15 protein-coding genes and 1 tRNA gene are annotated in these 22,356 nt (G+C 49.8%); 3 read left to right on the top strand and 13 right to left on the bottom strand.

What is annotated here, in order from left to right; all coding sequences use genetic code 11:
* Positions 1 to 219 precede the first annotated feature (219 nt).
* Positions 220 to 498, top strand: a complete 279-nt coding sequence (locus ACTNEN_RS08160) for a type II toxin-antitoxin system RelB/DinJ family antitoxin (protein WP_407881751.1) — start codon at positions 220 to 222, stop codon at positions 496 to 498.
* Positions 495 to 785, top strand: coding sequence for a type II toxin-antitoxin system YafQ family toxin (locus ACTNEN_RS08165; protein WP_441205732.1), 291 nt, complete (start codon positions 495 to 497; stop codon positions 783 to 785). Before ACTNEN_RS08160 ends, ACTNEN_RS08165 begins: the two co-directional genes overlap by 4 nt.
* Positions 786 to 1,206: 421 nt before the next feature.
* Here the strand turns inward: ACTNEN_RS08165 and feoB are convergent, their stop codons facing one another.
* The 4 genes from feoB to ACTNEN_RS08185 form a co-directional block, all read right to left on the bottom strand.
* Positions 1,207 to 3,588, bottom strand: coding sequence for a ferrous iron transport protein B (feoB, locus tag ACTNEN_RS08170; RefSeq protein WP_441205734.1), 2,382 nt, complete (start codon positions 3,586 to 3,588; stop codon positions 1,207 to 1,209).
* 394 nt (positions 3,589 to 3,982) lie between these two features.
* Positions 3,983 to 6,400, bottom strand: a complete 2,418-nt coding sequence (gene leuS / locus ACTNEN_RS08175) for a leucine--tRNA ligase (RefSeq protein ID WP_441205735.1) — start codon at positions 6,398 to 6,400, stop codon at positions 3,983 to 3,985.
* A 107-nt stretch (positions 6,401 to 6,507) separates the two neighbouring features.
* Complete coding sequence (locus ACTNEN_RS08180) at positions 6,508 to 7,320, bottom strand: SDR family NAD(P)-dependent oxidoreductase (protein ID WP_441205736.1); 813 nt, start codon at positions 7,318 to 7,320, stop codon at positions 6,508 to 6,510.
* A 55-nt stretch (positions 7,321 to 7,375) separates the two neighbouring features.
* Positions 7,376 to 7,897, bottom strand: coding sequence for a hypothetical protein (locus tag ACTNEN_RS08185; RefSeq protein ID WP_441205738.1), 522 nt, complete (start codon positions 7,895 to 7,897; stop codon positions 7,376 to 7,378).
* Positions 7,898 to 8,259: 362 nt separating this feature from the next.
* Between ACTNEN_RS08185 and ACTNEN_RS08190 the strand changes: the two genes are divergently transcribed.
* On the top strand, positions 8,260 to 8,895 hold the full coding sequence (locus tag ACTNEN_RS08190) for a hypothetical protein (protein ID WP_441205739.1): 636 nt from the start codon (positions 8,260 to 8,262) through the stop codon (positions 8,893 to 8,895).
* A 115-nt stretch (positions 8,896 to 9,010) separates the two neighbouring features.
* On the opposite strand, the gene ACTNEN_RS08195 is transcribed toward ACTNEN_RS08190, so the two are convergent.
* The 9 genes from ACTNEN_RS08195 to ACTNEN_RS08235 all read right to left on the bottom strand — a co-directional run bounded on the left by ACTNEN_RS08195 (position 9,011) and on the right by ACTNEN_RS08235 (position 22,321).
* Entirely contained in the window at positions 9,011 to 10,441 is a 1,431-nt protein-coding gene (locus ACTNEN_RS08195) for a cytosine permease (protein ID WP_441205974.1), read from the bottom strand.
* Entirely contained in the window at positions 10,441 to 10,623 is a 183-nt protein-coding gene (locus ACTNEN_RS08200; RefSeq protein ID WP_441205741.1) for a hypothetical protein, read from the bottom strand. The genes ACTNEN_RS08195 and ACTNEN_RS08200 overlap by 1 nt, the downstream gene beginning before the upstream one ends.
* Positions 10,624 to 10,680: 57 nt before the next feature.
* On the bottom strand, positions 10,681 to 12,498 hold the full coding sequence (locus ACTNEN_RS08205; RefSeq protein ID WP_441205742.1) for a phosphotransferase: 1,818 nt from the start codon (positions 12,496 to 12,498) through the stop codon (positions 10,681 to 10,683).
* A 197-nt stretch (positions 12,499 to 12,695) separates the two neighbouring features.
* Complete coding sequence (locus tag ACTNEN_RS08210) at positions 12,696 to 15,452, bottom strand: YidC/Oxa1 family membrane protein insertase (protein WP_441205743.1); 2,757 nt, start codon at positions 15,450 to 15,452, stop codon at positions 12,696 to 12,698.
* A gap of 31 nt (positions 15,453 to 15,483) precedes the next feature.
* Positions 15,484 to 16,710 carry a CDP-glycerol glycerophosphotransferase family protein gene (locus ACTNEN_RS08215; protein ID WP_441205745.1) on the bottom strand — a complete coding sequence of 409 codons (1,227 nt, stop codon included), beginning with the start codon at positions 16,708 to 16,710 and terminating at the stop codon, positions 15,484 to 15,486.
* A 201-nt stretch (positions 16,711 to 16,911) separates the two neighbouring features.
* Positions 16,912 to 16,983: transfer RNA gene (locus tag ACTNEN_RS08220), tRNA-Gly, on the bottom strand.
* A 137-nt stretch (positions 16,984 to 17,120) separates the two neighbouring features.
* Positions 17,121 to 18,590: a nicotinate phosphoribosyltransferase gene (locus ACTNEN_RS08225; RefSeq protein ID WP_441205746.1), complete on the bottom strand. Its 1,470-nt coding sequence runs from the start codon at positions 18,588 to 18,590 to the stop codon at positions 17,121 to 17,123.
* A 171-nt stretch (positions 18,591 to 18,761) separates the two neighbouring features.
* A complete protein-coding gene (locus ACTNEN_RS08230; RefSeq protein ID WP_441205748.1) occupies positions 18,762 to 20,495 on the bottom strand; it encodes a [FeFe] hydrogenase, group A in 1,734 nt (577 codons plus the stop codon).
* Complete coding sequence (locus tag ACTNEN_RS08235) at positions 20,489 to 22,321, bottom strand: NAD(P)-binding protein (RefSeq protein WP_441205749.1); 1,833 nt, start codon at positions 22,319 to 22,321, stop codon at positions 20,489 to 20,491. Before ACTNEN_RS08235 ends, ACTNEN_RS08230 begins: the two co-directional genes overlap by 7 nt.
* Positions 22,322 to 22,356: the final 35 nt, after the last annotated feature.

Consider the following 22,356-nt stretch of genomic DNA (forward strand, 5'->3'; position numbering starts at 1 on the left):
ACAAAACGGGATTTTCGTTTACAAAAGGGGAATCTCGCTTACAAAACAGGAATCTCATTTACAAAATGGGATTCTTGGAGTACAAACGGGACTCTCGGGTTGCTATTTACCGATACGTCTGCCTGGTTATAGAAGTCACCGTTAAATATTCGTGCAAAGTATTGCTTTATTCGTGCAAATCGCATACACTTAAAGCGTCAGCAGAAAGGAGTTGATGATATGGCTGGAAATACCACAAACATCAGTATCCGCATGGACGCGGATTTGAAAGCGCAGGCCGACGCTCTTTTCAATGAGCTGGGTATGAACCTGACTACAGCGTTTAATATTTTCGTACGCCAGTCGCTTCGTGAGGGCGGTATTCCCTTTGAGGTGAAGCTTGAACAGCCCAACAAGGAAACGATTGCTGCCATGCTGGAAGCGGAAAGGATTGCGAAAGACCCGTCTGTAAAGGGCTACAATGACCTTGACGAGTTGTTTGCCGACTTGAAAAAATGAGGAAAACAAAGTACACCGTCAAGTACACTACAGCTTTCAAAAAGGACTATAAACGGGCAATCAAGCGAGGCCTGAAAATCGAATTGCTGGAGCAGGTTGTGGCGCTGCTGTCGATGGGTGAACCACTGCCGAATAAGAATCGCGATCACGAACTGACCAGCGATTGGGTGGGGCATCGGGAATGCCACATTCAGCCGGACTGGCTGCTCATCTACCGTATTGAGGATGATGTGCTGGTGCTGACGCTGGTCCGCACCGGGACGCACAGCGACCTGTTCGATATATGAGAGTGAAGCCGCCGTATGGGGAAACCTGTGTGGCGGTTTTTCTATGTGCAGAAGGTATATGTTATGCCGCCGACCATTCGGAAAGTATCAAAGCCGGAAAAGCGTCGGCGGATCTCAGTAAAGCCTGGGGATTCGATGCGCCGCTTGTCTAATATCGGTGGCAGCTGCAAATGATCCTTTTCCCTTTTTTAGCAAAATCTAATCATCTGCTAAAATGAAGGCATAAACTTCTAACGACACTTCCGGTACGTAAGAAGATTATGGTAATGTAGATATTTTGGTCTGAAGGGTACTTTAGATCAAAAAAGCATCCGATTCTATCTCAAAGAAGAGATAAAATCAGATGCTGTACTTATAAAAGTCCGGCAGCAAAGCCTGATCAAAAAGCCTTGTAAAAGATCTTTATGTGAGTCTAAAACAATCAGAACAGAAGCATGCCTACCTGGTAAACGATGACGCCGCAGAGCCAGGCAATGGCACACTGCAAAACTACAACACCGATCGCCCATTTTCTGCCGAGCTCACGATGAATGGACGCAATGGCAGCTACACACGGTGTATAAAGCAGGCAGAATACCAGCAGTGCGGCAGCAGACACAGTAGTGAGTACTGCATGCAATGCCGCGTCAGAGCCAAACAGAATCTGTAGTGTCGATACCACGCTTTCCTTTGCCATAAATCCGGTAATGAGTGCGGATGTAATCTTCCAGTTGGAAAATCCCATCGGCGCAAAAATCGGAGAGATCCAGCCGGCAATCACCGCAAGGATGCTTCGTCCGGAATCCGTTACCATGTTAAGTCCAAAGTCAAAGGTCTGTAAAAACCAGACGACGATCGTTGCCAGTGTGATGATGGTAAAGGCACGGCTGATAAAGTCCTTTGCCTTCTCCCATAAAAGCTGCATGACGTTTTTAAATCCCGGCATTCTGTAGTTCGGAAGCTCCATAACAAACGGCACGGCCTCGCCCTTAAAGACAGTACACTGACTGATCTTGGCAACAATCACTCCTACAAGGATCCCTGTGAAATACAGCAGTACCATAATCAGTGCGCCCCTCCCGGGGAAAAACGCTGCTGTAAAAAATCCGTAGATCGGAAGCTTGGCAGAGCAGCTCATAAACGGGATCAGCATAATGGTCATCTTCCGGTCCCGTTCCGAGGGAAGCGTCCGGGAGGACATGACCGCCGGTACGGAACAGCCAAACCCAACAAGCATCGGTACAATACTGCGGCCGGAGAGTCCGATCTTACGGAGCAGCTTATCCATGACAAATGCGATCCTCGCCATGTATCCCGTATCCTCCAGAAGTGAGAGGAAAAAGAACAATGTCACAACAATCGGAAGGAAGCTGAGTACGGAACCAACACCTGTAAAGATACCATCGATCAGCAGGGAATGGAGTGCCGGACTGGTACCAAGCGCCGTGAGCCCCTGATCGGCAAGCTTTGTAAGCGCGTCTACTCCTTGTGCCAGCAGATCCTGCAAAAACGCGCCGATGACATTGAAGGTGAGCCAGAACACAATGCCCATAATCAGGATAAACATAGGAATCGCGGTATATTTACCCGTAAGCAGGCGGTCCAGCTTTGCGCTTCGGATGGCTTCCTTACTTTCGGTCGGCTTGATCACGGTTTTTTTAACAAGTCTCTCAATAAATGAAAAACGCATATCAGCAATTGCCGCATTCCGGTCGAGGCCTCGTTCCTCCTCCATCTGCACAATGATGTGCTCAATCATCTCCTTCTCGTTCTGCGTAAGCTTGAGCGCCTCCATGATATGCTGATCACCCTCTACCAGCTTGGTTGCCGCAAAACGGATCGGGATCTCGGCTGCCGCCGCATGGTCTTCAATCAGATGCATGATGGCGTGAATGCAGCGATGCACTGCTCCCCCATGCTCCTGTTCATCGCAGAAATCCTGCCGTTTCGGTCTCTCCTGGTATTTTGCGACATGAATTGCATGCTCTATCAGCTCACTGACGCCCTGATTTTTAGCTGCGGAAATCGGGATCACCGGTACTCCGAGATGCTTCTCCATTCGGTTGATCAGCACAGATCCACCATTTCCCTGCATCTCATCCATCATGTTGAGTGCAACAACCATAGGGATATTGAGCTCAATCAACTGCATGGTAAGATAGAGATTCCGCTCGATATTGGTCGCATCTACGATATTGATGATGCCCTTGGGTTTCTCATGCAGAATGTATTCTCTGGAAACCAGCTCCTCACTGGTATAAGGAGACATGGAATAAATGCCCGGCAGATCCGTCACCTCTGTACCCGGATATCCGCGGATCGCGCCGCTCTTACGGTCTACCGTTACTCCTGGGAAATTTCCCACATGCTGGTTGGAACCGGTCAGCTGGTTAAACAGTGTTGTCTTACCACTGTTCTGATTGCCCGCCAGTGCAAATGTGAGTATTGTTCCTTCCGGGAGTGCATGCTCGGTTGCCTTATCATGAAATCTACCTCCCTCGCCAAGTCCTGGATGCTCCTCGACCGTCTGTCTTTTTGCATAGCTCTGTTTTTCTTGTATGGATGCCGCATCATCCTCCTCCGCCTTTGCTTCCGCCGCACTGATCTGAACTACCTCAATCTGCTGCGCATCCGCAAGCCTTAATGTCAATGCATATCCATGGATCCGAAGCTCCATCGGGTCTCCCATCGGAGCGTATTTAATCAAGGTCGCGACAGCTCCCGGAATCACACCCATATCCAGAAAATGCTGCCTGAGCTCACCCTCGCCGCCCACAGCTGTAATACGGCAGGACTCGCCGATCTCCAAGTCTCTCAATGTCATGACTTTTCCCCCACTTCTCATTCTCGTAAACATTAGCAAGCCAAACTTTGCAAGTCAAATCCAAACTGCAATCCTACACAGACAATATGTATGAGGTCACGTCTGCTTTTTCCGCTGAATCAACCGGCTATAGACTTTGACTTGTGTCCTGTATTATATACCTGCCTGGCAGGACTTGAACAGATATTACTGTCTGAAAGCTCTGAAAATAAAAATAGAGCTATTGCAGTGCCGTAACCGCAATTTACAAAAAGGACGCCCGGCGAAACCTGTGTCCGCCAGACGTCCTTAGATATCGGTTTGCATGCCATGAAGCAATAGCTCTGCCCCCATGGTAAACTTTCCATACCAGAAAGTTTACCATAATGATTTTAGTACAATGATTTTGCAAGGATTACTTCACAACAAAATTAAGGATCTTACCCGGAACATAGATCACCTTGACGATGGTCTTGCCCTCCAGGAAGCGGGAAATCACTTCATCCTTCTCTGCTGTCTCCACAGCTTCATCTCTTGTGCAGTCTCTCGGTAGATCCACATTGCCTCTGACCTTGCCGTTCACCTGTACACCGATGTTAAGCACCGCGTCCTTGGTCTTCTCCTCATCAAATTCCGGCCATGCGGAAACAGTCAGGAAACCTTCGCCCCCGATCTGCTGCCAGATTTCCTCAGTGAGATGCGGTGCAAACGGGCTTAAGAGCTTGATAAAGGTTACAAGATCTTCCCTTGTAATAGAGCCCGCCTTGGTAAACTCATTGATCAGAGACATCAGTGCGGCAATCGCCGTATTAAATTTCATCTTCTCAATATCTTCGCTTACCTTTTTAATCGTCTTATGTACCGAAGACTCAAGCTTTGGATCCTCCTTGTCTGCGTTGGCAATCTCCGTCAGTCCCGCCACACGATCCAGGAATCTCTTACAGCCACGGACACTCTCATCGCTCCATGGTGCTGCTGCCGTGTAATCACTCATAAAGAGCACATAGACTCTCAGCGTGTCAGCGCCATACTGGTCCACGATATCCATCGGGTCGATGACATTCCCTTTGGATTTCGACATCTTTTCACCGTCCGGTCCGAGGATCAGTCCCTGATAGGTACGCTTGGCATATGGCTCCGGTGTGCCGACCTCGTTGATGTCATAGAGGAATCTGTGCCAGAATCTGGAGTAGAGGAGATGTCGTGTAACATGCTCCATACCACCGTTGTAATGGTCTACCGGCATCCAGTAATCCAGCTTCCTGCGATCGGCAAAGGCTTTATCATTGTGCGGATCACAGAAACGGAGGAAGTACCACGAGGAACCAGCCCACTGCGGCATCGTGTCCGTTTCACGTTTTGCAGGACCGCCGCACTTCGGACATGTACAGTTAACAAAGGAGTCGATCTTGGCAAGCGGACTCTGTCCATCGGTACCCGGCTCAAAGTTATCAACATCCGGAAGCTCCAGCGGCAGCTCACTCTCCGGCACACCTACGGTACCGCACTTCGGGCAGTGAATCAGCGGAATCGGCTCTCCCCAGTAACGCTGACGATTAAATGCCCAGTCCTTCATCTTATACTGCACTCCCTTGTGACCAATGCCCTGCTCCTTAAGGTACTCAAGCATGCGCGCAATGGAATCCTTTTTATTGGTAAAGCCGTTGAGGAAGCCGGAGTTAATCATCTCGCCGTCGCCTGTGTAGGCTTCCTTGGAAATGTCTCCGCCCTTGATGACCTGCACGATCTCTACGCCAAATGCCTTGGCAAAGTCATAGTCACGCTGATCATGTGCCGGTACTGCCATAATAGCACCGGTACCATATCCCATCATGACATAATCTGCGATAAAGACTGGAATCTGCTTGCCGGTGATCGGATTGATGGCAGTAAGACCCTCAACCTTAACACCAGTTTTATCCTTAACCAGCTGCGTTCTCTCAAACTCGGTCTTTTTAGCGCACTCTGCGCGATACTCTGTAATTTTATCCCAGTTGGAAATCTGATCCTTGTACTTATCAAGTACCGGATGCTCCGGAGCCACAACCATAAAAGTAACGCCATACAGTGTATCACAGCGTGTGGTGTAGATTTCCATCTTGTCATCTACGGCATGACCATCCTGATCCGCGAGCTGGAAATTAACAAAGGCGCCGGTAGACTTGCCGATCCATGCCACCTGCTGCTGCTTGATGCTGTCCGGATAGTCAACATGCTCAAGACCCTCCAGCAGCTTATCGGCATACTGGGTGATTCTGAGATACCAGACATCCTTTGGCAGCTGAATGACATCGCTATGACAGATATCGCACTTGCCTCCCTGAGAATCCTCGTTAGAGAGCACGACTTTACAATGCGGACAGTAATTTACCAGGGTTTTAGCACGGAAGACAAGTCCATGTTCAAAAAGCTTAAGGAAGATCCACTGGGTCCACTTGTAATAATCCTTATGAGAGGTTGCAATCTCACGGCTCCAGTCAAAGGAGAAACCAACCTTCTCCATCTGGTCCTTGAAATGTGCGATATTTTTTTCGGTAATGATATGCGGGTGAGTATTGGTCTTGATTGCGTAGTTCTCCGCAGGCAGACCGAAGGAATCAAAGCCCATCGGAAAAAGGACATTGTATCCCTGCATTCTCCGCTTACGGGCGATGACCTCCACACTGGAATATGCCTTGATATGGCCTACATGCATGCCGACTCCGGACGGATACGGGAACTCTACCAGTCCATACCACTTCGGACGCGGGTCAAAATCCACAGCCTTAAAGATACCGGATTTCTCCCACTCAGCCTGCCACTTCGGTTCAATCTCTTTGAAATTATATTTCATATCGATGCCTCGTTTTGCTGAAATCTGTTTTTTTACCGTCTTATTATAGCAGAATAAGTCAAGACGTCAAAGTACAATGTGGAAAGGCAGCAATAACCAGAGGCTACCTAGATCCAGCCTCCGTCCATGGTAATGATTTGTCCGGTGAGATAGGCAGGTGCCTTGGCAAGGAGGACAATCATCTCTGCTGCTTCCTCCGGCGTTGCCATCCTGCCATAGGGAATTTCTGCTTCGAGTGCCTCTCGGTCCCCCGGGGAGAGCCAGGCATTCATATCGGTATCAACGCAGCCAAGCGCTAGTGCATTGACCGGGATATGATTCGGTGCAAGCTCCTTGCCGAGTGCCCGGGTAAAGGCATTGATTCCGCCCTTGGTCATGGAATATACAGACTCCATGGACGCGCCATCCTGTCCCCAGACGGAAGAAATATTGATCACAGCACCTTTCCCAACCTTCAAAAGATACGGAATCATCGCCCGGGTTGTGCGGAACATCGTTTTTAAATTGGCATCGAGCATCTCCTCCAGCTCCGCGTCTGTCACCTCCTGTGCAAGGTGAAAGGTGGAGATACCGCCATTATTAATAAGAAGCAGCTGGTCGGCGCTGTCCTCTGCAATGCGCGTGCGGCGGTCAAACGGGTCAGAAACATTCGCATGCTCCTTAATATGATCCAGTGCCTCCTCACATACCGATGCAAAAGCATTGAGGTCGATTCCTAGATGTTTGCTTAGCACAGCCTCGTCAATCGGACCGTGAATTGCCGTAACCTCCGTCTGCTCCGCTAGTGCTGCCGCAACCTGATCCAGGGCGTCAAAGCGCGAGCGGCAGTTCAGAATCAGCCGCCAGCCTTCCCGTGCCAATGCTTCCGCTGCGGCTCTCCCCACGCCTCTCGATGCTCCGGTTATCACTGCTGTTTTCATAGATTTCTTCCTGTACTGCTTCCTATTGAATCTTTTGGCTGCCTTTATTTCATCATCATTTCTCAGGAATCGCGTCGTATTGTCTTACATAACCCGGATCTTTTTTCTGATATTGAATCACCTGTGACTGATCCGCCGGCACCATGCCAAGCTCCTGCGTTGCAATCCGGTAGAGCTCCTTCTGGTCAATGGTATGATCGATGGACTGCTCGAGTGCATCATTTTCAAGCTTCATCTGCTCCAGCTGTTTCTGTTTCGATGCAATTGCATCCGCCCGGGATGCGATCTGCGTATTCATGTGCACACAATAGTAGCCGGATGCCATGATGAGTGTAAGACTTCCAATGAGCGCTGTTTTAAAAAACCACGCAAAAACTCTCCTCGAAATCGGTTTTAGAACAGGCGCTGCCTCTTTATGAGCTTCATGGACCTGCATCCGCATCTGACCGCTCCGTGCATCTCGTGTGAGCTCAATTCGCTGTGCTCTGCCATGTTTATGGATGACCACCGTCTGCTTCTGTTCTGCGCCGAAATCAATCGCGCGTACCGTATTTCCCTCAATGATCAGTCTTGCCATGCCCCATAAACCTCTGATTTCTGTACTATATTGAATGCCTGATTTTATATAAGTAATGATGGATCAGGCTCTCTTTCAAATGTCAATTTTACGTATTTCCCAACGGACAGCTTAAAATGATAAAATACATGTCCTGGTCCATAAGTAACAATATTGCAGTTATTATACACCAAAAGAGGGAATTAGAAATCAGCTTTTACAGAAAAATGCAATAGATTATTTTTATAGCGGTGTTTTCTTTTTTGCATTGCCAAAGCACACTGTTTTATTTTTCAGAAAAGTGAAAAAAGTGAAATTTTCTGAGGATCGTGATATGATGTACGAGTAGCTGATATGATTGTAAAATTGCGGACTGTAAAATTATGGATAATCAAAATAATCAAATGATGGAAAAAGAAAAAACGCCGGAGAATCCTTTATTTCATCGGGTTGACGCAGAGGGACATCTTTATTTTGAGGAACATCAGCCTCTGCATAACAAGCACGAGAATGGTGACTATCAGGAGCTGGAGTCGCTCCGGATCGAGTACTCCAATGTGTTTGACCGGAGCAACAAGCTGGACAATAAGGTTTATATCATCATTACCTTCTGTGGTTTCCTTTTTGTCTTCATTACCGGTCTTTTATCAAGCTTTACCAGCATCTCTTTTGCCGGAAGCCGTTTTAATAATGTAGTTACCATGCTTTATGTGTTGATGTGCATCGCGGTCATTATCTCCTATGTCTACATATTAATTTATCTCATGCAGCTGCTGGAGCCGGAGGGCATCAAGCGGATGGATCCGGAAAAAATGGAGCAGCTGAAGCTTGGAGAAATGTCCGAGGAAGCCGCTGTGCCGGAGCTTATCCACCTGTACCGGGACGTTGTCAACACCAATCTGGAGCGTCTGCACATCCGCTGTAACAAGCTCGTTGTGGGGCTTCGCTATGTGGTGCTGACCGTAATCCTTGCGTTTTCCGCCTATGCGATGCAGGTTCTGCTGCGGCTGCAGCTCTGATCAATGCTGAATCACTGCACTTGTCCACAATGCTCGTCCATCGCTCTTATCCCCCCCCGTGCCAATCAAGACCAGCCCAGGCCAGGTTGATTTGCACGGGGGATCTTTTCATCTCTCACTGTACATCCAGGTCCGCCCGGTCTCGTAACATATACTTCCGGAGCGGTGTCAATGAGGCAATCCAGTAAAGGAGTCCACCTGCTATGGCGGTATAGCCGCTGCCGGTCGTCAGCATAAAAAGGCTGCTTTTAATCGTACCGGTCGCCGGATTATAGACAAACACGATAGCCGTGGCAAACGCGATCAGGAGACAACCAAGCCCCACAAGATTAAATCCTCCGGTAAAGCGATACGCGTCGTGTCCTTCCAGATAATACACACTCCGGAAGGAAAGGCGGCGCTTCTTGACAATCAGGTAATCCACAACCGTCATGCCGATGATCGGTCCCTGAATATATGCCGCGCAGGAAATGAAAGATCCGAAATGATCCATAACCCAGCCCCAGATCGTCAAGGCACTGACATAAAACATCGCGATAATTACGAGCGTACGATAGCGGATCTGCGGAAGCCCGCTTTTTACAATCATGCAGTTCACATAAGAGCCGGTGCCCTGAGTACCGATGTTTGCGAATGCTACCATCAAAAGGCTTAACAGGGAAAAGCCGGGACCTGCCAGCGCCGCCAGCATGGTTGTCGGATCACTCTCGTAATAGCCAAACTTCGCATACATGGCAAGCGCCATAATGCCGCCGGCGGCAACAAAAAACGGTGCCACTACACCATAGGCAAGCGTTGTCGCCCAGTAGCCGCTGCGCTCGGTACGCGCAAGCCTCGGCATAACCAGTGCCTGTGTGGACCAGGAAAATGCAAATGCAACATTGCCCTCCGCAGACAGCATAAAGCGTCCAAGTGCCGTATCATAAAGACTGGTATCCGGCTGTACGGCATTGATTTCCGGCAGCGGCACGGCGGTAAAGCAGATAATTACAACGATTACACCGACCGCAAGGAGGCAGGTCACAAGGAAGCGGTTCGTCCATTTGATGACTTCCGGACCACCCAAAGCAATCAAAGTGCCTAGGATTACACACAGCACGCCAAGCAGCGGTTTCCAGAGCGAGGGATCCAGCTGCACACCAAAGCCTGCCACGAGATTAATCATCGATGATGCAAAAAGATTGGAGTCCACTGCATACCAGCCAAAATTTGCAAGACTGATCACTGTAGCAAGGATCGCCACTCCCTTGATGCCAAGGACTGACCGAAGCCAGATCCAGAGGTCGATGCCGTAGCGCACAGCAAAAAGCACCGGGATACATTCAATCAGCACCCATACAATGTTAAAGCAGAAAATATTAATCAGCATCTGCCTGAAGCTCAGATACTGCGCAACATACGCTCCCTGTGTATAACACCACGTGGCAATCGCAAAACCGCTCGTAGAAAGAAAGAGATCCCAGAAGGAGTATTGTCTCTCTCCACGAAGCATCGGTACCGCTCCGGTGATAGTTTCCTGTTTTACATAATCCTTTTCCTGCCACATCACACAATTACCCCCAGCATACATAAAGCAATCAGCACAATACAGACGATCAGAAGTCCGACCATCATGATGACATCTTTCTGACCGATCGGAGCCGGAAACGGATAGTCCTTCCGTTCCATCTCCGTAATTCTTTTCGCGGTCTCCTCTTTTATAAGCTCCTCAATAGATTTTTCCTGCATACCTTTATCTCCTTAGAATAAAGCATTCTCATCCATATTCACGTCCCGGTGCATAGCTCAGGTTTCCTGTATGTCTGTATCCCTTGGTGCAGTTTCCCGGTCATCCATGCCCTGATATAGCCTGAGCGTACGTGCGCTATAAGCCTTCACGGATTTATACCAGAGGTATTGCCATTCGCCGACAGGCTTCCCGACAGAGTCCTGATACAAGGACCAGACAAACCAGTAGTAAGACAGGATCGCAACATACGCGACATAGTGCCGGAACTCCGGAAGCTCCGGACGATAGCCGAGATATGCAGTAATCACCTCATCCGCCTGCTTCATATCATATGGAGAGCAGGCGATAAAGGTTCCAAGATCACCTGCCGGATCCGCCATCCCGGAGTATTCCCAGTCGATAAGATACATCTTATTGTCATCATCCAGGAGGAAATTAGGGTTATAGCAGTCGCCATGACAGAGGCATGCCGGGACCTGATCGCTGTCCGCAAGCGCACGGATCCTCGTGAGGTCCTCCCGGATCTGGTCGGCTCCCTCAAAATTCTGCCGTCCGCTTCTTGCAAGCGACTCGTAAAAGCCGTCAATCTGCTTCCAAAGATCAAATCGGTACTCCGTGCCGCCTCCCAGGGTGTGGAGCTTCCGGACCATCTTAAGTGCCTGAAGTACCTCTGCTTTATTGTTATAGTTAAGTAATCTCGCATGCTCGACAAAATGGGAAATTTTCCACCCCTTCTCCGGATCGATATAAATAAAAGTATCATCCAGCCCGAGCTTTCTTGCGATTTCCATCGAAGCCGCCTCGCTCCGGCGGTTGATGTATTTTTCTGTACCGGGTCCCGGATGACGGTAGACAAAGATCTCTTCTCCCACTCGGAAACGGAAGGAAACATTGGTAAGTCCTGTCTTGATCGGCACAATATTGCTTATGTCTTTGTCCTCGCAGTGCAGCACAGAATCGATATTACGGAAAATCTGAGAGTCGGTGTTTACAACATAATGCGCATCAAAGGTCCGGAGCTCATCCAGGGAATCAAACTCCTTGATTACCGTATCCGGATATTTCCGTATGTAAAGATCCAGTTCCTTGATATGTCTCATATAGAGATTTTCCCAAAGCTGCGCACGGGTAACCGGGTCGTCATACGATTCCATCAGAATCTTTCGGAATTTTGCGCTGAAGTCACGATCCCAGTACACATGCCCGAGCATATACCAGGCATCCGTTCCTCCTTCACTTACGCTGCGGATTCTGCCATCCTGGCGAATGCTTAGGCAGTACTCATCCGTCGGTCCCACGGAATATACCGCCGAGTAATAGGGGCGGTAAACATACGGCTCAAAAACATTCTCCGTAAAATAATTGTCCGAGGAGCAGATGTAGGTATTGTCCAGCCGATCCAGCACCTGCATCAGCGTGGACGTATTGTTATAGCGGTAATAGTCCTCATTCACCACGATCTGCACATGAAGCTTGTCCGCAAGATAATACATCTTTTCCTTCATGTAACCCACAACGACGGTAATGTCCGTGATACCCGCCGCCTGGAGCTGCCGGATTTCCCGCTCGATGAGGATTTCCCCCTTTACCTCAAGGAGCGCCTTGGGCTTCTCATAGGAGAGCGGTGCAAATCGCGTGCTCATACCGGCTGCCATAATGATCGCATTATGCACCTTATACGGCTGCATGGTATCGATTCCCCGCGGTGTCACCCGGTTTGTATCATCCAAAAGTCCCTGCTCCTTCATCTCCTGCACCAGCCGGTTCACCTTGCCAAGTGCCATTTGGGTCCGGTCACTTAGCTCCCGCTGCGTATGCGGCTGACTGTCCATAAGCTGATATAAAAGCTTAAACTGTGATTCCGAAATTGCCATAGCGTTTCTTCCTGTTTCGTTGATATTGTGATCGAAAAAAATGGAGCCCGTAAACGAACTCCATTATAGCGCAGCACGCGTTCATATTCTATATTTATCGCAAAATTTATGAACATAGCTCTGATGTAATTTTGTTGCATTCCATCAACACGTCAATACATCAAAGCATATCAAATTTCCGTTAGTCTCTCACATCCCTATTTCCAGCTGGAGCCTTCAACCTCCCAGTTATCGGGATCATAGATATCATCATGCACCGAATACCAGGTACCATCCGGGAATGTGTTGCCATGACTGTTCTGGATCAGGTTCTCCGTATACAGAATATGCTGCTTGCCCTCCTTAGCGCTTGCGTCCGAGAGATCCGTGCCGGTATAAGGATTCACCGGATTGGAAATCACATCCTTCGTTGCAAGATTTGCAATATCGCCAAGCGTCATAAAGGTCTGCCAGTCCTCCTTCAGCGCTCCAGACTGACCGAAATCCTTGACCATCAGCATCGCATGAAAAAGTGTCGAGTCCTGCCCATCCGGGAGGATCAGATCGTCAAACGGATTCAGGATTCTTCCGTGATCCGACACGATGATAATCCTTGTATTGTCATAGACTCCGGTTTCTTTTAAATACTCGATCCAGTCCGCCATCTTGAGAAACGCGGCAACATTCGCCTCATAATGAATCATCTGCTGCACATTGTCACAGTGGATCTTTCTGCCATTCACGGTAAAACGGTCCCGGTGTGCTGCGTCATACGCGGTATTGTCGATCTCCAGCGCAGGCTCATACTCCGGCTCCTTTAAAACCATCGGCTCATGTGTTGTCTCATTGGCAAACAGTATCAGATGATTGCTGTCATCCGATTCCTTCACCTTGGTCATATTTGCAAGATTCTGAAGCACCGTATAGCTATCCATAAACAGACTGTAAAAGCCTCTGGACTTATGCGCATTGTAGATGGTTTCCCGCGCCGTGTTGGCAGCATCCTCACTACTGAGTCCCGCCTCGTTATAATTACCGTCATTATACAAAAGTCCCTGCAGGGATACCGGCGCCACTTTCATTACGCTGTAACAGAAAAGATTCCGGGTATCGGCGCGTGTGATCTGCTTCCGGAAGCTCTCCGCATTATATCTGCCCTTTGTAATATAGGCATGCACATTGTCAAGATCATCATAGATTGAGAGATCCGGAATCCATTTATAGCCGGCATAGGGCGGGTCACAAACGGTCACATCATAGCCATGCTCGCTGAACAGCCGCGGCATGACCTTCAATGCCTCATTCTGCTTTTTTTCAAGCGACTCATCGGCACGCGCATTGATTTTGTCCGGTGTGTAGTCATAGCCTCCAAACAGTGCCGGCGTACCTACATTGGTAAAGCCGCCATAGGAGATGGTATTGGCATAATAGGTAAAGCCGCTGAATATCTCGCGAAGCTGCGGCTCCTCTTTCAGCACATAGGGGAAATCTACGCTCAGTGCCCGGTCCAGCATAAAGACCACCACGTTTTTACCGGTCCTGCTGAATGGAAGCTCAACCTCCTCGTGCTTTGCCTGCTCGATCTGCGGCATCACACTGCGGATGGATTTCCGGATCCCCAAAATATTTCCAACCGACATAACCGTCAGCGCCGCGCAGCCCGCGCAAAGCACCGGGATCACCAGCATTCGCAATCTTTTATAGATAAAGAGCAGCACAATCGCCAAGAGCAAAATGCCTCCAAGATTTATGAGCTGCATGGAAACTGCATAGCTCACGCCATTGTCGTACTTGAGAAATGCGGACATATTGCCAAGATCCGTACCAAAGAGCATATAGTCTAGCACCATGATGCCGGACAGCACAAAAGCCAGAATCTCCATGTATTTTTTACCGGTATCGTTGGCAAGGGCGTAAAACACGCTGCACCAGACAAGGAAAAATCCTGCGGAGATTACAAATGCATTGATGATAAACCAGATCGGATTATGAAAGGCATAGATGTTGTAAAACTCGTCCGGCGAAGAGCCGATGGTCGCGGAAGGAATAGCAAGTCCAATGAGCACCGTGATAAACAATGCCCCGGCAATATAAATTTTACGGTTCGGCACAAAGCTCCGGAGCTTTCCCGCAGCCCCAATCTTCTTCCGGAGGATAAAAATAAAAACCGGCAGCAGCAGTGCGACACCGATAACCGCTGCCGCAAGCTCCTGCTCCTTGGATGGCATCGGTACCCGTACAATACGCAGTAAAATTCCAAGTCCCGTCAGTGCCGACAGGATACATAGCACAAGTCTCGGATGCTTCAGCTTATAAAAAATATTTTTAAGCAGGGAAAAGACATTGTTGAGCGTCCAGTAAAAAACAAGTCCCGATGGCGACTGGTACAGAAATACCAGGAAGATCAATGCCATGGCATAGAGCTGCACCTTGCTTTTCCATGGGAAGCCTTTGGTATAAATGGCACCGGATATAAAATTGATCACTGTCATCAAGATCGGCAGAAGATTTACCGACATCCCCGCGATATGGATCAGTCCGTCGGGTGCGCCCAGATCTGGGATCGGTCCAAAAGCAAAGCCCTTAAGGAGACTCAGTCCGGACAGAAACTGATATGCCGCGATAAAAAACGGCACCTCCAAAAGCAGAGAAACCGAGCCCTTGAGCGCATCCGTTGGCTTATAGTCATTCTGCCGGTAATAGGTCTGAAGCATCATAAAGCGTTCATCCCCACGGAAGGTTTTGCGAATGTGCTCGACCCACGGGCGCATCCTTGCTTCCTGCGCTCTCTCCGCCTCCTGCATGGCATCCGCTCTCCGATACAGAGGCAGAACCAGGAAGTTCATGATCAGACTCAGCACGATGATAGAAAGTCCCGGATTCTGTATAAGATCATTCGCCCAGCTGTAAACCACCTCAAAAAATAATTCCAGCGGTCCAATCAGCAAATTATGAAGTAAGGTTAAAAAAGACATTAAAACGATCCTCTTGTCCTGTTTGTAAATACTAGCTATAGAGCTGCTGCTGCTTTTTTATAAGATACTCCGCCACATTTTCGGCGCCATGCCCCCGGCACTGCCATGCCTCGTCTCTCGCCTGTCTCCGGGCTTCCGCAAAATGCTGGTCCTCGAGGCACTGGTCAATGCGCGATTTCATATCGTTAAGGTCCTCCTCCCGGAGCGGCATACCGATTTTGGGAAGTACGGTGAATGTCCAGGTCTCGTCCTTAAGCCAGCAGCAGTCATAGGGTGCCTTGTCATATGCCGTCTCGGTATAGATTACCGGCTTGTCATATACCAATGTAAAATCAAATATGACGCCGGAAAAATCCGAGATCAGGAGATCCGCCCGCCGGAGAACCTCAAAATTATCATTGTCCCGGTTCCATTCAAGCCAGCTGCTCTCAGGATACTGCTGCATGAGCTTCTCCATCTGCTCCTTCTCTGATATAAAGGACTGGGGATGCGGGCGGACAATGATGTGATAGCCTGTCTTATGCAGGGCATCGATGATTCTGCCGCCGTAACGGCTGAAGATAGCACTCTTTCCCCAGGACGGAGCCAGCAGCACCGTCCTCTCATGTGGTGGAAGCGGTGGTGCCGCCTCGAGACGCTTTGCCATGGTATCCATATACGGAAGTCCGACCACACAGGTCTCCTTCGCCGGCAGCTTCCGAACCGCCTCCAGCGCACGGACCTGATCAATCTGATACTGTCCCGTCGTGAGGATCGCATCATAGTAATCAATGCCAAACATCCGGTACATAGTGATATCCGATGCTGCATGCGGGATATGCACGTACCAGTCCACATCCTTGGAGCGTTTCCACTGGTACACATCCAGCCCCGGTGTCGAGGAAAGCACGATGCCGGCATTCAAAAGGTTCAGCTTTGCAAAGGTACGGTTACCGGCACCTGTGTACTGGCACTCGATATATTGATACTGCTTTTTAAATGCAGGATCATCCTCCGAAGCTGTCATATAAACAAGTTTCGTCTTCCGCTTCTCAAATTCATCACATATCGGCTCAAAAAGATTCCAGTAGCGTTTACTGTCCGTAAATATAACGATGGGGATTTTGTTTTTGCTGACCTTCTCCTGCTTACCGCCGCTCAGACGGAACCTAAGCTTCATCACAAGGTTTCGGACAGCATAGAAACCGGCGCCAGCCACACCGATAAGGATGGTAAACAGCATACTGCCGGTACCCGGATCAATATATAAATAATGCATAAATCCTCCCGATCTATGGATTCGTAAATTTCCTTAAATCTGATTATCAAAAAACGGCTTTATCATACCATAATTTAAAGAGATTTAACATGGAATTCCTGTGGAATATGGCTGGAAGATAGCGATGATCCGGATACCCGGATGCTTGGTTCCGGGATAGAAAAAAAGCACCGGAATGTAACTTCCGATGCTTTACACTGAAGCGCGAGACGGGAATCGGACCCGCGACCTTCTCCTTGGCAAGGAGACGTAGTACCACTCTACTACTCGCGCACTCTTTTGTTCGGTGATTCATGCGAACAAAAGGGATTATACCTAAGGGTCAATAGATTGTCAAGCTGCAATTTAAAAGTCCGTCTGATTATCCTTGATCATTTCCAGACGGGACATCGGCTCCGCATTGCCAATGATCATTTCCGCTTCCGGTACTTGCCTCCATGCGCCAGCATATCCATCTTCATTTCATAATAGTCCGGCGTCATATCGACATAATGGCGGTGCGGATTCTCAAAGCGCTGCTCCTCATCCCAGATCTCATGCTGCAGCTGATCCTTGACATACGCTGCGATCTGCTTCACCGGTACCTCCGCTCCTGTGCGCTGGCCATCCTTCATCACAAGCTGCTGCAGCTTCCTTGCAGTGCAGTGCTCAAAGCTCCGCACCTTCCACGGCTTCTCCGGATCCACAAAGCGATATGGCTTGGAGAGATCGATCTCCTCGCCCTTTTCCGCGATGAGATCCGCAATCGCTCTGCCCTCCTCATTGTAAATCCGGTACACCTCCTTGATCCCAGGATTTGTAATTTTTTCCACACTCTCGGATACCTTAATGCGGGGAATCATCTCTCCATCCTCCTCTACGGCACAGAGCTTGTAAACCGCTCCAAAAACCGGCTCGGACTTGGATGTGATCAGGCGTTCACCTACGCCAAAAGCATTCACCTGACCACCCTGGGCAAGGATCGAAGTAATGGTAGCCTCATCCAGACTGTTGGAGATGACAATTTTAGCCTCCGGGAAGCCTGCTTCATCCAGCCGCTTCCGCGTTTCCTTGGTAAGATATGCAAGGTCACCGGAGTCAATCCGGATGCCAAAGCTTTTAGAGTGAATCCCTGCATCCCGCATCTCTTTAAAGACCTGAATTGCATTTGGAAGCCCGGAATCCAGTACATCATAGGTATCAATCAGCAGGATACAGTTATCCGGATAGATTTTTGCAAATTTCCGAAATGCTGTAAGCTCGTCATTATAGTACATAACCCAGCTATGCGCCATAGTACCGCCGACCGGGATATCAAAGTACTGACCGGCGGAAACCGTAGCTGTACTGCCGACACCCCCGATCACTGCTGCTCTTGCGCCATAGATTGCCGCATCATTGTTGTGAGCACGGCGGGCACCGAAATCCGATACCGCTCTTCCTCCTGCGGCACGGACAATACGGCTTGCTTTGGTTGCGATGAGGCTCTGATGGTTCACCTGCGCAAGAATTTCCGTCTCCACAAGCTGCGCCTCCACGAGATTGGCAACTACCGTCAGGATCGGCTCTCCCGGATACATGACGCTGCCTTCCGGAAAGGCGTATGCATCCCCATGGAAATGAAAGGCAGAGAGCCAGATAAGGAATCTCTCATCAAACAGTTTCAAACTCCTGAGGTACGCGATGTCCTCCTCGGAAAAATGCATATCCTCGAGGTATTCCAGTACCTGCTCCAATCCGGCAAAGATAGAGAAGCCTCCCTCATCCGGGTTTTTACGGTAAAAAACATCAAAGGCCACCTTGGCATCGGTATTTTCTTCAAGGAAATAGCCATTGGCCATGGTCAGTTCATAGAGATCCATCATCATGGATATGTTGCGCTTGTCATTGATTCTGTTCATCTTATGTCCTTCTTCCGCATCATTAAGACGTACCGCGCACTCCCCGGCACATGAATAGCTATTATTATACTATGCTTTGCCGGGATTATGTTAAAAAAATGCCACGGAAAATGAAGTTTCCCTCATATCTCCGCGGCATCTGATACAGCCGATATAGCCTGATGTATAAAATTATTTCTCGCCCGGCATCTTCCATCCATGCTGGTCTGTATGCAGGAGCTGCTCTGCTCTCTCGGAGAGCGGTGCTCCCAGATACTCCTCATATGCAGTCTTGATCGCCGGCGTCTCATGTGAGAAGCGCACGCTGCTGTCTGCGTCCTGCCGGTACAGTACCGGAGCCCGAAGCGCAGCCATCTCCATGCCATCGTGAATCGGCTGTCCACCGCCGCCGACGCAGCCACCCGGACATGCCATCACCTCCACAAAGTCATACTGCACCTGTCCCTTGCGTAGTGCCGTAAGCAGCTTTGACGTATTGCCAAGTCCATTGACAACCGCAACTCTCAGCCTGGAGCCTGCAAGATCAAACTCTGCTTCCTTCCAGCCATGCATGCCGCGGACTGCGTGGAATGCATCCGGATCCGGATTTTCCCCGGTGGCAAAATGATATGCCGTCCGAAGTGCGGCTTCCATAACACCTCCGGTAGAACCAAAGATGTTGCCGGCGCCGGATCCCATTTCAAACGGATTATCCAGCTCCGATTCTTCCAGCTCCTCCGGATGGAAATGCTCCGAACGGATCAGACGGTTTAACTCTCTTGTGGTAAGCACCACATCCACATCCGGATCGCCCTGATCGTCCTTCATCGTATCCAAAGCGCACTCTGCCTTTTTGGCAAGACACGGCATGATGGATACGGAAAAGATCCTGGACGGATCCACGCCGATCTTTTCTGCAAAATAGCTCTTGATGATCGCGCCGAACATCTGCTGCGGCGATTTGGATGTGGAAAGCTGATCAACAAAGTCCGGGAAATGTGCCTTGCAGTATCTTACCCATCCAGGGCAGCAGCTTGTAAACATCGGGAATGCTTCCGTATCCCGATGCTTCACTCTCTCAAGAAATTCGCTTGCCTCCTCCATAATCGTAAGGTCCGCAGACCAGTCGGTATCAAAAACATAGTCAAAACCCATCAGCTTTAAAAGCGTCGCAAGCCTCTTGATACTTGCCTTGGCAGGATTTAAACCAAACGGCTCACCCCATGCGGTCCGGATGGATGGCGCAATCTGCGCTACCACAATCTTCTCCGGATCCTCCAGTGCATCCAAAACCTTATCCGTATCATCCCGCTCACGCAGCGCTCCCACCGGACAGTGGGTGATACACTGACCGCAAAGCGCACACTTGGAGTCCTCCAGCCGATATACATCCCGCACATCCACCGTAGTCTGTGCACCGGTATTCACCACATCCCAGATATGGCTGTCCTGGATCTTGTCGCAGACCTGGATACAGCGCATACACTTGATGCACTTGTCATAATCCCGGATCAATGGGAATGTTTTAGAGCCTTTATTCACCGGAAGCTGCTTTGCAAAGGGCACCTCCGTAATATTAAGATCATTGGCAACCTTCTGCAGTGTGCAGTTGCCGGAGCGTACGCAAATCGCACAATTGGTGTTATGCTGCGACAGGATCAGCTCCACATTGGTCCTTCTGCCTTCCCTTGCCTTACGCGAATTGGTCCGGATCACCATACCTTCGCTCACGGTGTTGTTGCAGGCGGTCATCAGACGATCATATCCCTCGACCTCCACAACGCAGACCCGGCACGCCGCAATTTCATTAATTTCCTTAAGAAAGCAGAGTGTCGGAATGTGAATGCCGGCAGCGGCAGCCGCATTCAAGATGGTGGTTCTCTCCGGCACCTCGATTACCTTACCGTCAATTGTACACTTTACCATTTTGCTTCTCTGCCTCCCTTGAAAATTCCATATCCAAAGTGATCACAGTGCAGACAGCGTGAGGACTCCTGCAGAGCCTCCTGTTCTGACATCGGGCACTCCATCAGCTTGAAATCATGTTTTCTCTCCTCCGCCGGGCGCTCCGTCATATTAACTCTGCCGATCGGTTTATGATCGTCAAAGCGGATCGGCGGGATGACCACATCCGAGGTGATCTCATGATGGAAGCCGAGATACTCATCAATATTGGCAGCTGCCACCTTACCTGCCGCAATGGCGCGGATCACCGTTGCAGGACCGGTCACGCAGTCACCTCCGGCAAAAATTCCGTCCGCACCGGCAATATCCGAGGTATCAAAGGCAGAGATCATACCACGCTCCACCGGAAGTCCAAATTCACCGAATTTCCGGGAATCTATACCCTGTCCGATGGCAACCAGCACACGGTCTGCCGGGAGTCTTACCTCCGGCTTATCACTCTGCATCGGAGACGGGCGTCCGCCCTTGATCGCTCCCGGAATCTGCGGCTGTACAATCAAGGCAGTACAATGATTGTCCGCGTCCTTTTCAATCCGCACCGGGGCATTCAGCTCCAGTACCTCACATCCATCGGCAATGGCGCCCTCCACCTCCTCCGGAAGCGCTGTCATATCCACCTTACGGCGACGATAGGCGATTTTTACAGATTTTGCGCCGCAGCGGATCGCAGAACGCGCCACATCCATCGCAACGTTTCCTCCGCCGACAACCACAATATTGAGACCGGTATAATCCGGGTACTCATCATCACCGATGGCTCTGAGCATCTCCACCGCGGAAACCACACCCTTGGCATCCTCTCCTTCAATACCGATCTTTCGGTCACTGTGGGCACCGATCGATACAAACATGGCATCGCACTGCGCACGGAGATCTGCGATGGAGAGGTCCTTACCAATGGAAACATCTGTCACGGTCTTAAAGCCGCTCAATTTAAGCCCATCAATCTCATGATCCAGTACCTCTCTCGGGAGACGATATGCCGGGATGCCATAGCGCAGCATACCTCCCAGGCGTCTCCTCTGCTCATAGACCGTCACATCATGTCCCATAATGCTAAGATAATATGCACACGAGAGTCCACCGGGTCCTCCTCCTACAACAGCGACCTTTTTACCGGTCGGTGCCATCCTCTTAGGTCTTGGGATCTCTCCCTCATGCTCGCAGGCAAATCTCTTAAGCCCGCGGATATTGATCGGATCATCTACCATGGTTCTGCGGCATCTGACCTCACAGGGATGCTCGCAGATCATACCGCACGTAGCGGGCAAGGGATTATCCTTACGGATCAGCTGTACGGCGTCCCCATAGCGCTTATCATGGATCAGAGAAATATATCCCGGGATATCCACATGCGCCGGACACTGCCATACACATGGTACCGGCTGATTCTGCATGCCCTTGCAGCGCCCATGCACAATATGCTCCTCATAATCATCGCGGAATCCGCGCAGTCCCTCCAGGACCATCCTGGCCGCTTCCGAACCGATCACACAATCCGCCGAGTAGTAAATGCTCTCTGCTGTTGTCTCAATCAGATCCAGCGTACCAAGATCCGCTGTTCCGTTAAGCACGTTCTGGATCAGCGCCTCCAGCTGTCCAAGTCCGATCCGGCAGGGCACACATTTGCCGCAGGACTGGGAGTGGCACATATGCAGAAAGGATGCCGCCAGGTCTACCGGGCATAATCCCGGCTGTGATGCCTGTATCCGACGCTCCAGATCTTTATAAAGTGCCTCGACAGTCTTTTCCGCACGGTCTTTCGTCACAATACTCAACCTGCTCATAATTCACAAAACCTCCTGACACGATTTTATTAATT

Origin of the sequence: Oribacterium sp. HCP28S3_H8 (assembly GCF_052064775.1) — a bacterium.
GTDB lineage: Bacteria > Bacillota > Clostridia > Lachnospirales > Lachnospiraceae > Oribacterium.

Excerpts from the sequence above, each read along its gene's own strand:
- ACTNEN_RS08160 (WP_407881751.1), top strand. The coding sequence starts at position 220 with ATGGCTGGAAATACCACAAACATCAGTATCCGCATGGACGCGGATTTG.
- ACTNEN_RS08165 (WP_441205732.1), top strand. The coding sequence starts at position 495 with ATGAGGAAAACAAAGTACACCGTCAAGTACACTACAGCTTTCAAAAAG.
- feoB (WP_441205734.1), bottom strand. The coding sequence starts at position 3,588 with ATGACATTGAGAGACTTGGAGATCGGCGAGTCCTGCCGTATTACAGCT.
- leuS (WP_441205735.1), bottom strand. The coding sequence starts at position 6,400 with ATGAAATATAATTTCAAAGAGATTGAACCGAAGTGGCAGGCTGAGTGG.
- ACTNEN_RS08180 (WP_441205736.1), bottom strand. The coding sequence starts at position 7,320 with ATGAAAACAGCAGTGATAACCGGAGCATCGAGAGGCGTGGGGAGAGCC.
- ACTNEN_RS08185 (WP_441205738.1), bottom strand. The coding sequence starts at position 7,897 with ATGGCAAGACTGATCATTGAGGGAAATACGGTACGCGCGATTGATTTC.
- ACTNEN_RS08190 (WP_441205739.1), top strand. The coding sequence starts at position 8,260 with ATGGATAATCAAAATAATCAAATGATGGAAAAAGAAAAAACGCCGGAG.
- ACTNEN_RS08195 (WP_441205974.1), bottom strand. The coding sequence starts at position 10,441 with ATGTGGCAGGAAAAGGATTATGTAAAACAGGAAACTATCACCGGAGCG.
- ACTNEN_RS08200 (WP_441205741.1), bottom strand. The coding sequence starts at position 10,623 with ATGCAGGAAAAATCTATTGAGGAGCTTATAAAAGAGGAGACCGCGAAA.
- ACTNEN_RS08205 (WP_441205742.1), bottom strand. The coding sequence starts at position 12,498 with ATGGCAATTTCGGAATCACAGTTTAAGCTTTTATATCAGCTTATGGAC.
- ACTNEN_RS08210 (WP_441205743.1), bottom strand. The coding sequence starts at position 15,452 with ATGTCTTTTTTAACCTTACTTCATAATTTGCTGATTGGACCGCTGGAA.
- ACTNEN_RS08215 (WP_441205745.1), bottom strand. The coding sequence starts at position 16,710 with ATGCATTATTTATATATTGATCCGGGTACCGGCAGTATGCTGTTTACC.
- ACTNEN_RS08225 (WP_441205746.1), bottom strand. The coding sequence starts at position 18,590 with ATGAACAGAATCAATGACAAGCGCAACATATCCATGATGATGGATCTC.
- ACTNEN_RS08230 (WP_441205748.1), bottom strand. The coding sequence starts at position 20,495 with ATGGTAAAGTGTACAATTGACGGTAAGGTAATCGAGGTGCCGGAGAGA.
- ACTNEN_RS08235 (WP_441205749.1), bottom strand. The coding sequence starts at position 22,321 with ATGAGCAGGTTGAGTATTGTGACGAAAGACCGTGCGGAAAAGACTGTC.